16 protein-coding genes are annotated in these 13,487 nt (G+C 41.5%); 11 read left to right on the top strand and 5 right to left on the bottom strand.

Annotation, left to right across the window (positions count from 1 at the left end):
• Positions 1-46: 46 nt before the first annotated feature.
• The 6 genes from M3593_RS00740 (at position 47) to M3593_RS00715 (ending at position 4,053) form a co-directional block, all read left to right on the top strand.
• On the top strand, positions 47-178 hold the full coding sequence (locus M3593_RS00740) for an FbpB family small basic protein (protein ID WP_144480839.1): 132 nt from the start codon (positions 47-49) through the stop codon (positions 176-178).
• Positions 179-245: 67 nt separating this feature from the next.
• Entirely contained in the window at positions 246-389 is a 144-nt protein-coding gene (locus M3593_RS00735) for an acid-soluble spore protein N (protein ID WP_144480842.1), read from the top strand.
• Between the two features lie 207 nt (positions 390-596).
• Entirely contained in the window at positions 597-818 is a 222-nt protein-coding gene (tlp, locus tag M3593_RS00730; protein WP_144480844.1) for a small acid-soluble spore protein Tlp, read from the top strand.
• A 115-nt stretch (positions 819-933) separates the two neighbouring features.
• Positions 934-3,255, top strand: coding sequence for an AAA family ATPase (locus M3593_RS00725; protein ID WP_251540207.1), 2,322 nt, complete (start codon positions 934-936; stop codon positions 3,253-3,255).
• A gap of 57 nt (positions 3,256-3,312) precedes the next feature.
• Complete coding sequence (locus M3593_RS00720; RefSeq protein ID WP_251540205.1) at positions 3,313-3,756, top strand: acyl-CoA thioesterase; 444 nt, start codon at positions 3,313-3,315, stop codon at positions 3,754-3,756.
• On the top strand, positions 3,757-4,053 hold the full coding sequence (locus M3593_RS00715; RefSeq protein WP_251540203.1) for a hypothetical protein: 297 nt from the start codon (positions 3,757-3,759) through the stop codon (positions 4,051-4,053).
• A gap of 22 nt (positions 4,054-4,075) precedes the next feature.
• On the opposite strand, the gene M3593_RS00710 is transcribed toward M3593_RS00715, so the two are convergent.
• From M3593_RS00710 to M3593_RS00695, 4 genes are all read right to left on the bottom strand, one after another.
• Positions 4,076-4,369, bottom strand: a complete 294-nt coding sequence (locus M3593_RS00710; protein WP_144480851.1) for a HesB/YadR/YfhF family protein — start codon at positions 4,367-4,369, stop codon at positions 4,076-4,078.
• A gap of 78 nt (positions 4,370-4,447) precedes the next feature.
• Positions 4,448-5,611, bottom strand: a complete 1,164-nt coding sequence (locus M3593_RS00705) for a CapA family protein (RefSeq protein ID WP_251540200.1) — start codon at positions 5,609-5,611, stop codon at positions 4,448-4,450.
• A 491-nt stretch (positions 5,612-6,102) separates the two neighbouring features.
• A complete protein-coding gene (locus M3593_RS00700) occupies positions 6,103-6,288 on the bottom strand; it encodes a hypothetical protein (RefSeq protein WP_251540197.1) in 186 nt (61 codons plus the stop codon).
• A gap of 102 nt (positions 6,289-6,390) precedes the next feature.
• The gene (locus tag M3593_RS00695) at positions 6,391-7,176 is read right to left on the bottom strand and encodes a two-component system sensor histidine kinase NtrB (RefSeq protein WP_251540195.1); all 786 of its coding nucleotides are present in this window, start codon (positions 7,174-7,176) and stop codon (positions 6,391-6,393) included.
• 414 nt (positions 7,177-7,590) lie between these two features.
• Here M3593_RS00695 and M3593_RS00690 point away from each other — a divergent pair, with 414 nt between their 5' ends.
• The gene (locus tag M3593_RS00690) at positions 7,591-8,421 is read left to right on the top strand and encodes an STAS domain-containing protein (protein ID WP_251540193.1); all 831 of its coding nucleotides are present in this window, start codon (positions 7,591-7,593) and stop codon (positions 8,419-8,421) included.
• A 48-nt stretch (positions 8,422-8,469) separates the two neighbouring features.
• Here the strand turns inward: M3593_RS00690 and plsY are convergent, their stop codons facing one another.
• Positions 8,470-9,054: a glycerol-3-phosphate 1-O-acyltransferase PlsY gene (plsY, locus tag M3593_RS00685; protein WP_144480861.1), complete on the bottom strand. Its 585-nt coding sequence runs from the start codon at positions 9,052-9,054 to the stop codon at positions 8,470-8,472.
• A 276-nt stretch (positions 9,055-9,330) separates the two neighbouring features.
• On the opposite strand from plsY, the gene M3593_RS00680 reads away from it, so the two are divergent.
• The 4 genes from M3593_RS00680 to M3593_RS00665 all read left to right on the top strand — a co-directional run bounded on the left by M3593_RS00680 (position 9,331) and on the right by M3593_RS00665 (position 13,395).
• Positions 9,331-10,767, top strand: coding sequence for a phospholipase D family protein (locus M3593_RS00680; RefSeq protein WP_144480863.1), 1,437 nt, complete (start codon positions 9,331-9,333; stop codon positions 10,765-10,767).
• 187 nt (positions 10,768-10,954) lie between these two features.
• A complete protein-coding gene (locus tag M3593_RS00675; protein WP_251540191.1) occupies positions 10,955-12,259 on the top strand; it encodes a purine/pyrimidine permease in 1,305 nt (434 codons plus the stop codon).
• 90 nt (positions 12,260-12,349) lie between these two features.
• A complete protein-coding gene (locus M3593_RS00670; protein WP_144480867.1) occupies positions 12,350-12,763 on the top strand; it encodes a CoA-binding protein in 414 nt (137 codons plus the stop codon).
• 464 nt (positions 12,764-13,227) lie between these two features.
• Entirely contained in the window at positions 13,228-13,395 is a 168-nt protein-coding gene (locus M3593_RS00665) for a hypothetical protein (RefSeq protein WP_251540189.1), read from the top strand.
• Positions 13,396-13,487: the final 92 nt, after the last annotated feature.

Raw genomic sequence — 13,487 nt, 5'->3', positions numbered from 1 at the left:
CCGGACATAATAACTGTTAGAATGATGATAAAGGATGGTGAACACGATGAGGAAACCTAGAAAACGTTCTTTTCAAGAGCTAGTTATGGAAAATAAACGTCAACTTCTGAATGACCGTGATGCACTCGAAAAAATCGAGGCAAAATTAGAGCAAAAACACTTAGGTAAAGCTGAGTAATTTTCATACATTACCATTCATGATTAACTCTTCTTCTGGTAAAACTTAATCTAGAGGAGGGATGGTCATGAGTAATCCTAAAAGGGACAGCAAGCACCATGTTCCGAGCCACCTTGGAACCCAGCCGCGCGGTTTCAGCGGTAACAAGGGCAAGAAGATGAATGATAAATCTGGAGAACATGCACAGGTAATCCAGACTAAAGGTGAATAGATCTTGGAACCACGCCTGCCGAATAGATGGCAGGCTTTTATTTTTTATTTAATTTCTCTCAAAATGCCGTACCCGATGCCTTAGACCCAGAAAGCAACAATATCTGCGATAAAATCCTTGTCGAAAAAGTATCCACTGTTTTCCGCTTATATTCACTTTCATTCATCACATACTATTGTTGTACTTTTTAAAAGGAGGTACATGACAATGGCAAACCATACACCTAAGCCAGACGATCGCAGTGATAATGTAGAAAAGCTGCAGTCCATGATCCATCACACCATTGCGAACATGGAAGATGCTGAGGCTGCAATGAATAATTCGAGTCCTGAAGACCAGCAGCGGATTCAGGAGAAGAATGAGCGCCGCCGTGAGAGTATTGATGCCTTCAGGGCAGAAATTAAGGATGAAGCTAACAGACAGCAGTAAGGGGAGAGACCCGTCGTAAAGGCGGGTCTTTTTTCGTTTGCGGGAAAATGTGTTAATATACGGAATGTAAAGTTGAAATGGCATTCGTTAAATTATAGATAAAGAAGTGATTCGTATGGAACAACACAAAAAGCAAATCCCTTTAGATGAACAGCTGTTACTTTGGGAGGAAGAAATACATTCTAAGGGTTTCATTCGTGATGAAGCTGGTTTGATTACAGCCATTAAAGTACTGACAAAAAGTGAAGCGCCGACAAAACTGTCACATGTTTTGACGCTGGCAGCTCAATCAAGAGCTAAACGGAACGGATTTGATTCACTTGTCCTTGAGTGGCTGAAATCAGCGGTTGAGCAAGATGCTTCTAACAAAAAAGCTAAATCCCTGCTTGCGTCAAACCAATGGAAGAATAAAGGGAATTTGTTCGAAAACCTGGTCTACCCTCGGATCAGGGAAACAGACAATCGGGCACTGAAAAAGAAAACAGCAGAACAATACATCGATATTTCCCAGCAATTCCTTGGACATGCCGAAGAAGTGCTGGATGAGCTAAAGGAACAGACACCAGGAGATGGTTCCGATTTAAGCCGAAAATTCGGCAGGCTGACAGAATTACTCGAAAAGGCAATCGATGAAACAGCAGCACTCCTGAAAGCAACAGAGCTATATGAAGAGTCAGTAACCGGCGTTTTCCATACGGCAGTCCACTATGAAGAAATGAAAAAAAGACTTCATAAACTTGATGAAATCAAGCTTCAATGGAAAGAAGAATTCGCCGAGGATATGGAGATTCAAAACCAGTCGGAAATGGATCCTTTGGCTGAACTAAAACAGATGGTTGGCCTGGAATCCGTAAAAGAGAGAGTGAATGATTTTTATCGTTTCCTCAAATATCAGCAAAAGCGAAAAGAACTTGGACTGCAAACAAAAGATGACCAAAGCTTGAATATGGTGCTGACAGGCAATCCAGGAACAGGAAAAACATCGCTTGCACGATTGCTTGCAAAAATTTATCATCAACTTGGTGTTTTGCCGAGAGAAGAAATCATCGAGGCTGACCGTTCACAGTTAGTCGGCGCTTATGTTGGGCAGACCGAGGAAAACGTACGCAAAATTGTCGAACAGGCTCTTGGCGGTGTGTTATTCATCGATGAAGCATATAGTCTTAAGCGTGAAGGCCAGACAGGGAATGATTATGGCCAAACTGCAATCGATACATTGGTATCCTTAATGACTGGAAATGAATATGGCGGCAAATTTGCGGTAATCCTTGCTGGATATCCAGAAGAAATGCGCCAGTTTCTCGATGCAAATCCAGGATTAAGGTCTCGTTTCCCGCAATCGAATTTTATTCATCTGCCTGATTATACGGAAGATGAACTGATGGAGATTGCCGAGCAGGCAGCGCGGGATAATGATTACGCCATGACTGAACCTGCAAAGCTTGAGCTAAGGGACAGAATTGAAAAGGAAAGAGTTGATGATACATTTGGCAATGCACGAACAGTGCGTAACCTTGTATTGGAAGCTATATTTAAAAAAGGCTCAAGAAAGTCTGAAGAGGATGATTTTTCAACATATACGTTGTTGGAAAAAGCAGACTTTGAATCTTCTTCAAAGCCTTCAGCAGAACCACCGCTTGATCGCCTCCAGGCATTAGTAGGATTGGATACGGTAAAATCAGAAGTCACCTCGCTTATTTCTTTCGTAAGGATGCAGCAGCTCCGAAAGGAAAAAGGGCTGCCCGCTGTCCCAATCCAGCTGCATTCTGTCTTCACCGGGAACCCCGGGACCGGAAAAACAACTGTCGCAAAGATTTACGCTGAACTGTTAAAAGAATGCGGGATGTTAAAGCGGGGACATCTGATCACCAGCAGCCGCGCGGATTTTGTCGCTGGTTATGTAGGCCAGACAGCCATTAAGACAAAGAAAAAAATCCGTGAGGCACTTGGTGGAGTTCTTTTTATAGATGAGGCCTATTCATTGCTTGGTCAAAGCTCAGGTGACTTTGGCAAAGAAGTGATCGATACGCTTGTGGATGAGATGACCAGGCATAATGAAAACCTTGTCGTCATCCTGGCGGGCTATCCTGCCGAGATGGATCTGCTGTTGGAAAGCAATCCAGGCCTTCGATCACGCTTCAAGAAGTTTTTTCACTTCCCTGATTATAGTGTCGATGAATTATTGCTCATTATCAGGAACTATGCCGGAAAATATCAGTATAAAATCAATGATCAGGCCATTGTTTTTTTATCAGAAAAGCTTTCCAAAACAGAGATTAAGGGGAACGGAAGGTTTGCTACAAATCTGGTGGACGAAACCATACAGTCTCAAGCCTATCGCCTGATGGGCGGCGGATCGGTAGAGAACTTGGACCAGGATGTTATATACTTGGAGAAACAGGATTTTGAAGCGGCGCTGTCAAAAATACTGTCATAATAATGTTTCGGAAATTTTTATTGAACAAGACAATCTATCAGCAGAAGGGGAATGAGGATGCAGATTTCATCAAGAGAAATAGAGGTTAGATATGCAGAAACAGACCAGATGGGTGTAGTTTATCACGCAAATTATCTGGTTTGGATGGAGCTGGGCAGGACGCAATTGATTAAAGAGCTCGGTTTTAATTATGCTGAGATGGAGAAGGACGGCATTATCTCGCCTGTCCTTGATATTCAGGCTTCTTATAAAAAACCTTTGCGGTATGGGGATACTGCCACAATCAAGACTTGGGTCGAAGAATATGATGGCATTCGTTCTGTCTATAATTATGAAATTTTTAATGGCGAAGGTCAACTTGCACTCACTGGCAGCTCAAAGCACGTCTGTGTCAAAAAGGACAGTTTCCGGCCCATTTCATTAAAAAGGTCTTTTCCTGACTGGCATGAAGCTTATCTAAAAGCCATGAAAAAGCCTGAGAATGAAAAGGAGCAGGTCTGATTGGCATTCGGGATCAAAAGGCATGAACTAGCAGAGTGGAAAGAGAAAATCCGCAAAGGAGAGATTGCCTTTCTCACTCACTACTGGATAGATGACCGTTTTCCTGGTTGTACCACGGTGACAAAAGCAGGGTGCAGGGACATTGAAAAGTTGGCAGAGTGGGGGAGAAAATACGGTCTCAGCCCTGAATGGATTGACAATAGAAAACCTGATTACCCGCATTTCGACCTCTTTGGCATGAAACAGGAAGAGGTATTGAAAAAGGAAGGCATTAAGAATTTTCTTGGCAAAAAATAAGGCAGGCGCACATGCGCCCGCCTTATTTTTTTTCAAATTTAAACTCGGGTTCCTGGCCAACAGGGTGAAGATCCACTACCATATCGTGGCCGTCAAAATACCAAATGTCTTTTTCTTCAATATAATAAGTGATTCCGTTTTTGTCTGTTTTCACGCCGATATGATCGGGTTCCTCTTTCGAAACGCCAAGTGAAAAACCTTTTTGAATCGAACTGAAGCCTCCATACCGTACAAAAAAGCGTAAATAGCTTCCGGTGGAAAGGTCCATTTCGTTTTCATACCAGGCTGCCGCATCGTCATTGATTGTAATTTCCATATCGTTCTCCTTCCATACCAGATGCCCCGATTATAACATAAGCAATGCCCGGTCATCATTTGCCAGGCACTTACAGGATTATTTTTTAATGTATTGTGTCATATGATGCATGATTTCGTTATATTTATTTTCTGCGTCGGCAAGACCGAATCTCCCTGCTTCCTTCAAAGGTACCACCCTGTAATGGCTTTGTCTGCTGCTGGAAACGAAGGTAGGAAGGAATTCTGGATTCTGCAAAGCAATATCAGTACCATCGGGAGTGATGCGCTTTGTAACCTCCACCGTTGCGAGGCCTCCAATATCCTTGTAATCCCACATTTGACCAGACAGGAAATTACCGAGAGAATACACTACAAGACCCTTTCTGCCGTCAGAGGCGGTCACCCATTCCATTGGCTGAAGGACGTGCGGATGATGTCCGAAGATGATATCTACACCTTCGTCGATGAGGAACTGAGCAAGTTCTCTTTGATCATCTGTCGGAAAGCGCTGGTATTCATTTCCCCAGTGAATGCTCATGACAACCACATCCGACTCCTCTCTGGCACGGTGGATTTCAGCTTTCATTACCTCGCGGTCAATCAGGTTGACGAGGTGGTCTTTGCCGAAGGGTACCGGAATCCCATTTGTTCCATAGGTGTATGACAAATAAGATATATGAATACCGTTTTTATTCAATATCCTTAATTTATTCTTGTCAGCATCATCCTTGAAAGAACCCACATAAGGCAGCCCGGCAGCTTCCAAATTTCGTAAGGAGGTCATGACGCCTTTTTCAGAACGGTCCAGGGAATGATTATTGGCATTGGAAACAATATCGACACCAGCGTCGATCAGTGCATCCCCAATTTCAACAGGACTATTGAACGCCGGATAGCTGGATAAACCAATTTCGACCCCGCCAAGAATGGTCTCCTGATTGGCCAGCAGAAGGTCAGGCTCCGTTAATTGCTGTTTAACATTGGTTAACATCGGTTTAAAATCATATCCTGAATTAGTAAGAGCGTCTTCATAAACCGTATCATGAATCAGAATATCGCCGATTGCCCCTAATTTCACGGTTTCCTCAAAATTTTTACCGGATACATCCATACTTCGCACAGAATGTTTTTTTTGTATTACTGTCAAATTCGGTTCTTTTGCCTGTGCTTCATGATACATCTGGAATGTTAGTGTTCCTGCTATAATGCTTAATCCGGTAACCAAGATCATGCCAAAAAAAGTTTTCTTCTTTTTTCTCATAGAAATCTCCCCAGTATTTGATGAGGCTTATCTATTTTTTTGCCCCTAAAGATAATATATTATAAGATAGATGCTAAATATATATGTTTCATTATGATATTCAAATTTTTGTCAAAATTTGATTCTTTCATGTCCCGAAGATGTGAGAAAAATGCAGAAAGAGAGGATGGAGGATGATGTTCAAGATAACGGAGAGCGCCAAAAAAATACTGGAACATGCAATCCGCAAAGAAAGCAGCGACGGAGAAAAACTTTTTATCCGCCTCACTATGGGAATTGGCTGAGGTGGCCCCCAGCTCAGAGTTGCTCTGGAAGAGCGGCCATTAGGCAATGATCAAATCTACACTTTCGATGATGTCGACATCTTGATCCATCAGGATGATTTGGTTTATTTTAATGGAATCAAGCTCGATTATATTAGGGATGTGTTTGGAAGGGGAAAGTTTAAACTGCTGAAAATATGAAAATGCGACTCGATCAAAAGCCGCATTTTATTCGATATCCATTGTTTCTATAAAGTCCATTAACTCATCCAGATTCTTGATTTTGATAATCTTTAGATTCGTTTGTTCATGTAAATCAGCCAGGAATTCAACTATAAAGTCATCAGGAGTCGTTACATCAGCTGTTGAGGTTGAATATACAAATTGGTCTGTCAGCTTCATAACTTCTTCCATACACGTCCGCCTTCTTTCCTGTGTTCTTATCTTTATTTTATCAACAATCGTACAATTAGACCGATTTCAATTTGACAATTTTTTGACTAATCGAAAAGCTGATTATGACAGGGCGGGTAGTGAGATCTTGAATATTGTTCGCGAAGACTCATTATAGACCTTCAGTTCACCGCCATGATTTTCAATCAATTTTTTGCTGATTGCCAATCCAATGCCTGTTCCCTCCGACTTAGTTGTATAAAAAGGCGTGAAGATTTTCTTTAAAGTCCATTCATCAAGTCCGCTGCCATTATCAATTACACTGATCGTTGCAAAATCCGCATCTTTTCCAGCAATCATTTTAACGGATCCATCGTTTCTCCCGCTTCCTTCAACAGCCTCCATTGCATTTTTCAATAAATTGAGTAGTACTTGTTTCATTGAATTTTCCTCTGCCATGATAAAAAGTTCCTCTTCCGGCAGTTGAACACTTAAGTCAATCCCCTTCAGGATTGCTTCGCTTGTATACAAATCCTTCATGTTTTTAATCAAACAGTTGATTGGAAGCTTTTTTTTCACGGCAGGAGTTGGTTTTAACACAGAGAGGAATTCAGTTAGTAAGCTGTTTGCCCGATTGATTTCCTCCAGCGCTACGTCAGCTAATTCTTGTTTGCCAGCTGATTGGAGATCCGGCTTCAATAATTGGATAAAGCCTTTGATTGTTGTTAATGGGTTCCTTATTTCATGGGCTAACCCGGCTGCAAGAACGCTTGAAGAAACAGATTGATAGTCTGTGGATACATCATTCAATGCCGCTTTCAATGATTTTAAGATTTGTTGTTTTTCTTGGATTTCCTGGTTTAAATTTTGAAGTTCACTTTCCAATTCAGCTTTCTTTTTGTCAATCATAATGGTTAACTCATCCTTTACCATTAATTTACGAAAAGCTTTTGACTTGTTTTCTAAGGGGAGAACTGTGCTAAGTGGGAAAATATGTGAACCATGCTGAGATGTGAAGTCCGCTCTAAATGAAGTATTCTGTTGGATCATTGAGTGACGACTATAGGCAGTGGAATGATTATTCATTTTCATCTGGATCCCTTCTTATTAAAAAATTTACTACATCATGTTTGTTTGAACACATACGTATTTGGGTAATTTCATCAGGAATTCGCAATATAAAATTAGACAGCCAAATTCGATTACTTTCGGATATATATGACATTTTTATTTAAATTATACCATTAAAAATACCGAATTCATTATAAAGAACAAAAATATTTTTATAGAGAACATTGGATATTACTACAAAGGAGATATAACATGACAAAGGTATTCTATGACTTGCTTAAGGAAAGAGAAAAAGATTTAGTTGACAAAATATATGAATCGATTAATGATAACCAGCCGGATACCTTCCTGAAGCTAGCAAGACAATCACAATCGGAAATCTATAAAGAACAGATGGGAAAGTTAATTCGACTATTAGGAAGAAGTTTGGCAGGAGAATCGGTTGAGCAGGACATACTTGATTGGGGAACAGGGGTAAGTGAGGACAAGGTACGGCAAGGACTTTCACTTAGTGAATCGATTAAGCATTTTCATATCATTCGCGATGTGCTGTGGGATGAGTTTATAAGCATAACGGAAAATGATAGTCAGCTTACCATGGGAGAAGGTATGAGGGTAGGGAAAGTCATCAACGGATTTATAGATGATTTGATACTTATTTTCTCTGCGTCCTATACAGGATTGGCGAATAAAAGGTTAAAAGCACAACAAGCAGTTATCGATGAGCTCAGTACTCCTGTGATTTCAATCGTTGATGGAGTGGCAGTGCTCCCGATTATAGGCGATATCGATACCCATAGAGCAAGAGTTCTAAGGGAGCATACCTTGCGAGAAGCAAACCGCCAGGAAGTTGATTGCCTGATCCTGGATCTTTCAGGAGTATTCATTGTCGATACTATGGTGGCCCAGGAACTATTCAAGATCATCGACGGTCTGAAGCTTACTGGAGTGGAAGTGAATCTTACAGGTATCCGGCCTGAACTTGCCCATTCAGTTGTAACTCTCGGCATCAGGTTTGATGATGTAAAAATGTACAACAATTTGGGACAGGCGCTGAAGGCCTTTGGAGTCGTCCGCAAATAAAAAACCGGCAAACCATCATCTGGTTTGCCGGTTTTTTATTTGACTGTTTTACAGCCACGTGATCTTTGGTTCTGTTTTATTTCGGATTCTCTTAATATTTGCCCTATGCCTGTATATTACGAAGGTTGCCAGCACCGCAACGACCAATATTAGAGGAAGATCCCGGGTGAAAAGTGAGTAAATGAAGGCAGCAATCCCAGTCAAAATGGAAGAAAGAGAAACATATTTTGTTATGTACAAGCTTATGAAAAAGAAGATCAGCATGAACAAGAATAAAACCGGTACATAGGCAAGCAAAACACCGCCGGAAGTAGCGACCGCTTTTCCGCCGCGAAAGCCCGCAAATATAGGGTACATATGTCCAATTACTGCAAAAATACCAACCAGCAGGGTGTGGATTTCAGCATCAAGAAGTAAAGGAAGACTTGCAGCAAGAGTACCTTTAAGTACATCAGCGATACTCACCGCCATTCCTGCTTTAACACCTAGTGTCCGGAATGTGTTTGTGCCCCCTAAATTCCCGCTCCCATGTTCACGGATATCTTTGCCATAGAATACTTTTCCCACAATCAATCCAGAAGGAATCGATCCGAGCAAATAAGCTAGAATAATAATAATTGCATTTAATGCCATGAAATATTCTCCTTTAAAGATTTTACGGTTCTTTTATTTTACCACGTTCTCCTGAAAACACCATGTAATTCTTGAAACAAAGGTTTCATCCGGCTTAGTATATTTTCCAAAACTGTTAAATTAGAATATTCTTTTATACTCAGATTTGCTATTCGAAGAAATAGCAGAGTTTGTTCGATTTGGAATCAGTTAATTTCCCGGCTGCATGCTTGCTAAGTTTATAACTTGCTTAAGAAGTGAATAAGTATACTATCAAAGTTTAAGGAGTCCTGCCCGATGGTGAAGTTTAAGAATATGATAAAAAGTAAAAAGCTTATGTTCATGCTGTTCATTGGGTTATTGGTTCTCCTGACAGCCTATTATCATACACATAAAGACCTTCCGCCAGGCCTTTCCTACGAAGGTGATGTCCATAGGGCAAAGAATGTGCGATTTTTATATGATCTTACCTATCAAGGAAAAGATGGCAAAAGAAAAACTGAACAGGAAATTTTTGATACTGTTTTGAAGAGGATCGAAGAAGCAGAAGATTTCATCGTCCTCGATATGTTCCTGTTCAATGATTACTATAATGAGGATCTTGGATTTCCTGACTTAAGCCGGAACATCACCGATAAACTGATCGCCCAAAAGAAGAAACATCCCAATCTCAGAATTGTCTTCATTACTGATGAAATCAACCTGACATATGGATCCCATAAAGCCAAATTTTTAAAAGAATTAAGGGAGAATGAAATCGAGGTTGTCTTTACTGACCTGGACCCTTTGCGGGATTCCAATCCGCTATATTCAGCAGTTTGGAGATTATTTTTTCAGTGGTTTGGTCAATCCGGTGAAGGCTGGATACCGAACCCCATGGCCAAGAATGCTCCTGATGTAACGATCCGTTCTTATCTCGAATTGATGAACCTAAAGGCGAATCATCGGAAAGTGTTTGTGACTGAAAAAACGGCCATTATTACATCTGCCAATCCTCATGATGCTAGCGGTTTGCATTCGAATATCGCCCTTGAAACAAGCGGAAATATTATCGGAGATATCCTCGAGTCGGAACAGGCTGTCGCCGACTTTTCGGGAGGGCCTGAGCTTCCTGAATACATGCCAAAAAAAGAAACTGGCCCCTTTGAAGTCCAGGTCCTGACGGAAAGCAAGATTCTCAAACATATCCTGAATGAGTTGAAGAAAAGTGAAGAGGGTGACCAAATTTGGATCGGAATGTTCTATCTTGCTGAAAGATCCGTTATTGATGAAATCGACAAGGCGGCCGATCGAGGTACGAAAATAAAGATCATTCTCGATCCCAATAAAAATGCCTTTGGAAATCAGAAAACCGGTCTTCCAAACATACCGGTTTCGGCAGAAATCAGAAATCTGGGCAGTGATAACATCGAGGTTAAATGGTACAAGACGGGAGAAGAACAGTATCATACCAAAATGATTTATTTTGACCGTAAGGATAAGGATGTCATAGTAGGAGGATCAGCTAATTTTACCCGAAGGAATCTGGTTGACCTAAATCTGGAAACCAATATGAAAGTATCCGCTCCTTCCGACAGTGAGCTCGCCAGGGACGTTGACCAATATTTCAAGAAAATCTGGAATAACGAATCTGCAGTATACACAGTAGAATATGAAGAAAACAAGGACAAAATGACACCATTTAAATACATTGTCTACTGGATTCAAAGAATATTATGGTTTACCAGCTATTAACCAAAAGGACACCGACACTGGGTGTCCTTTCTTGTTTGAGAGCTTGGATGGAAGCCCTTGAATGCCTGTGACAAAAACTAATCATCCTTATATATATCTTTAATTAAAATATTATTATAGACTAAATGCATCAGTGTGCTGCACATGGGTTATACATTTAGAAACTTATTAGAACGGAGATCCACATATGAAAACTTTTCTTTCAGCCATACAGTGGATGGCTTTTATTATTGCCGGCTCAATTGTTGCCCCTATTGCGATTGCAGATGTTTTTCATCTTAATGAAATACAGACAACCGGCCTGGTTCAAAGGACAATGTTTGTATTGGGAATATCAAGTCTTCTGCAGGCTTTGATCGGCCACCGGCTGCCGATCAACGAGGGACCTGCCGGTTTATGGTGGGGTGTCTTCACGATCTATGCAGGTTTAAGTACTGCCTTGTTCACTTCTAATATTGAGACCCTTCAGGCACTGGAAGGCGCCATGATTGTAAGCGGAGTGGTCTTTTTCCTGTTAAGCTTTTTTAAGCTGATCGACAAGCTGGCAAAATTGTTCACGCCTGTTGTCAGTGGAATTTATCTGCTGCTGCTGGTTATCCAATTAAGCGGTTCATTTCTTAAGGGGATGATGGGGATTGGGAGAGGCAATAGCGAAGTGAATCTTTCAGTCGCTTTATTCAGCTTGTTTCTGGTTGCTTTAACATTTTACTTAACCCGTCACCGTTTAAAACTAATCAGTCAGTATGCCATATTGATCAGTTTGGGTACAGGTTGGCTGCTTTTTTCACTGCTTGACTTAGGGGAGACTTTTCATCGGTATGAAGGACCTGTGTTTGCTTTCCCGGATGTTCTGGCTTTCGGGACGCCTATTTATGATTCAGGTCTGATGGTAACCTCTGTATTCATCACCTTCTTACTCATAACCAATATGCTCGCAAGCATCAGGGTAACAGGCCAAGTGCTGAATGATCTGGGAGCTGATAATCGTGAATACCGTTACCGTGCCAGCGGATATACCGCCGGAATCAATCAGATCCTTGGAGGGTTATTCTCTGCCATTGGTTCTGTGCCTATTTCAGGAGCAGCCGGGTTTATCGCAACAACAAGAAACACAAAGCTGCTGCCGTTCATCATTAGTTCTTTATTCATAATCGGAGCGAGCTTCCTGCCGCAAGTCATGTCTGTATTTGCCGCATTGCCAGCACCTGTCGGCTATTCAGTCACGTTTGTGATCTTTGCTAATATGATTGGAATTGCATTTTCCGAATTCGACCGGGAAAATGACAAACATAGGACACGGGCGGTTATTGGAACCTCCCTGTTTGCAGGCGTAGGGTCCATGTTTGTACCAGCAGAAGCATTCAGCCATGTTCCTCCTATCATGGTTTCAATCCTGAATAATGGTTTGATTCTTGGGACGTTAATAGCAGTTATAACTGACCAGTTCTCATTAGCCAGGAAAAGGAAAATGCAAACTTTTAAAGAAGCTTAATAGTATACTGTTCTTCAGGTTAATAAGTTAAAATAATTCTTTTAGAGGGTAGGATAAAAGTAAAGAAACTAAACATTGGAGTGATGGAGGATGGAAATGAAGTATCCAAGCCGTGAAGAAATCGGCAAGATTTTAAAAAAGTCAAAAAGGATAGCGGTAGTGGGCTTAAGTGATAATCCGCAGCGAACTTCATACATGGTATCTGAAGCCATGCAGAAGGCAGGGTATGAAATTATCCCAGTGAATCCTGCAGTGGAGGAAGTACTTGGCGTAAAAGCGGTAAAGTCCCTTAAAGAAATAGACGGTCATGTCGATATCGTAAATGTCTTCCGAAGGTCGGAATATTTGATGGACGTCGCTAAGGAATTTGCAGAAATTGATGCGGATATCTTCTGGGCACAGCTAGGTCTCGAAAATGAAGAAGCTTATCGCTTTTTGAAAGAAAAAGGGTACACCGTGATCATGGATCGCTGTATAAAGGTAGAGCATGCTTTAACTAAATAATATCTTTGCGTGAGGAGGAACAGCTTCCTCACGTTTTACTTTTATCGGCATTTATTAGTCAGGCTAGGGTCGCCTTCAGACAAAACCTGGTGGAATCGTCGTCGTTTTGTCTGAACCAGGGCCAACTTCGGACAAAATCAGGAGTAATCGGGGCTGAGTTGTCTGAACACTGTTCAACTTGGACAAATCCTGGTGGAATCGCCGTCGTTTTGTCTGAACCAGGGCCAACTTCGGACAAAACCTGGTGGAATCGCCGTTGATTTGTCTAAACTAAGGTCAACTTCGGACAAAATCAGGAGTAATCGCGGCTGAGTTGTCTGAACAATGGTCAACTTCGGACAAATCCTGGTGGAATCGCCGTCGTTTTGTCTGAACCAGGGCCAACTTCGGACAAAACCTGGTGGAATCGCCGTCGTTTTGTCTGAACCAGGGCCAACTTCGGACAAAACCAGGAGTAATCGCCGTTGAGTTGTCTGAACAATGGTCAACTTCGGACAAAACCAGGAGTAATCGCCGTCGTTTTGTCTGAACCAGGGCCAACTTCGTACAAATCAGGAGTAATCGCCGTTGATTTGTCTGAACAATGGTCAACTTCGGACAAAACCAGGAGTAATCGCCGTCGTTTTGTCTGAACCAGGGCCAACTTCGTACAAATCAGGAGTAATCGCCGTTGATTTGTCTGAACCAGGATGCACTTCAGATTAAATGATCAATAGAAAATCTT

The organism is Mesobacillus sp. MER 48, assembly GCF_023714225.1.
Classification (GTDB): Bacteria; Bacillota; Bacilli; order Bacillales; family Cytobacillaceae; genus Mesobacillus; species Mesobacillus oceanisediminis_A.
The sequence above is the reverse complement of the archived record's forward strand: the minus strand, read 5'-3'. Positions and strand labels throughout refer to the sequence as shown.